The organism is Erwinia sp. MYb416 (assembly GCF_037479575.1).
Classification (GTDB): Bacteria; Pseudomonadota; Gammaproteobacteria; order Enterobacterales; family Enterobacteriaceae; genus Erwinia; species Erwinia rhapontici.
Genome location: NZ_JBBGYT010000195.1, coordinates 1 through 1,257, shown reverse-complemented (window position 1 = coordinate 1,257; position 1,257 = coordinate 1). Strand labels below are relative to the sequence as shown.

At 54.3% G+C, this 1,257-nt stretch carries 2 protein-coding genes; one reads left to right on the top strand and one right to left on the bottom strand.

The genetic code is table 11. The annotated features are described in order from the left end of the window. Nucleotides 1-817, top strand: an 817-nt coding sequence (locus WH277_RS01845; protein WP_339504061.1) for a carbon-nitrogen hydrolase family protein, incomplete at its 5' end; no start/stop codon positions are given. Here the strand turns inward: WH277_RS01845 and WH277_RS01840 are convergent. Next, the coding region (locus tag WH277_RS01840) for a pirin family protein (protein ID WP_445235298.1) at nucleotides 798-1,257 on the bottom strand (460 nt) is incomplete at its 5' end. The genes WH277_RS01845 and WH277_RS01840 overlap by 20 nt on opposite strands.

Here is a 1,257-nt window from a genome sequence, read left to right as displayed (position 1 = left end):
GTTTATTACGGCTTATCATCGGCAGTCAATATCGACAGACTCTCCCCAGTTTCAACGCTTACAGCAGGCGGCACGAGAACATAATATCTACCTTTCCTTTAGTTTTAGTGAGAAAGAGAGTGCAACGCTCTATATTTCTCAGGCGTTAATTGATGATCAGGGTAATACCATTGAGGTCAGACGAAAACTTAAACCGACTTCGGTTGAGCGCTTACTATTTGGTGAAGGCGATGGTAGCGACCTGAAAGTTCACCGCACTGCACTTGGCAATATCGGTGAGCTTTGCTGCGGAGAACATCTTCAGCCACTTAGCTGTTATGCTCTTCATGCACAAAATGAACAAATTCATATCGCGGCCTGGCCTGCTTTCTCGATTAACGGGTTCTATTCGCTAAGTGGGGAGGTGAATACGGCTGTCTCCCAGGGTTATGCTGCGGAAGGGCAATGCTACCTGTTATTCGCCTGTGCGGTGGTATCTGTGCAAGAAGTGGAACACTACTGCGTCAATGACAATATGCGCAAGGTACTGCTACCAGGAGGCGGCTATGCCAGAATTTACGGGCCAGACGGCCGGCTGCTGACGTCACCGCTGGCAAAAGATGAGGAAGGTTTGCTGTTTGCCCACGTTGAACTCTCATCCATAACCATGTGTAAATTCCTTTATGACCCGGCAGGTCACTACTCCAGACCCGATGCGACACGTTTGCTGCTCGACCCTGACTGCCGACGGGCAGTGGTCACGCTGTCAGAGCACCAGGAGGGCGCCGAACCAGCAGAGTGTAGCGATCGGGACGAGATTATACCGGTAGATCGATAACCAGCGCCCGCAATGGCGTTTTTGCCGTCAGCGTCACGCTCTGTTCTTCGTGCAGGAACGCACCGTCACCGCAGGTCAGCGCCTCCTGCTGCTGTGAATGCGCCATAGCCTCAAGGGATCCGTGAATCGATTGCAGGTAGGCGCGGGTGCCGTTCAGCGGCAGGCTATAGCTCTCCCCTGGTTCCAGCACCACCTGATGGATCCACACCTGCTGGCGCAGTTGCAGGCTGCCTGCGCTGCCATCCGGTGAGGCCAGCAGCGTATAACGCTGATGTTCAGACACCGGCATCCGTTGCACTGACGCGTTTTCCCGCTGTGGGCAGGCATCCAGCCACAGTTGCATACGCGTCAGGCTGTGCTCTTTACTGAGATTATGTTCTGAATAGCTCACACCGGGCTGCGTGGCCAGCAATAAGGCTTCCCCGGCCTGCGCCTGCACG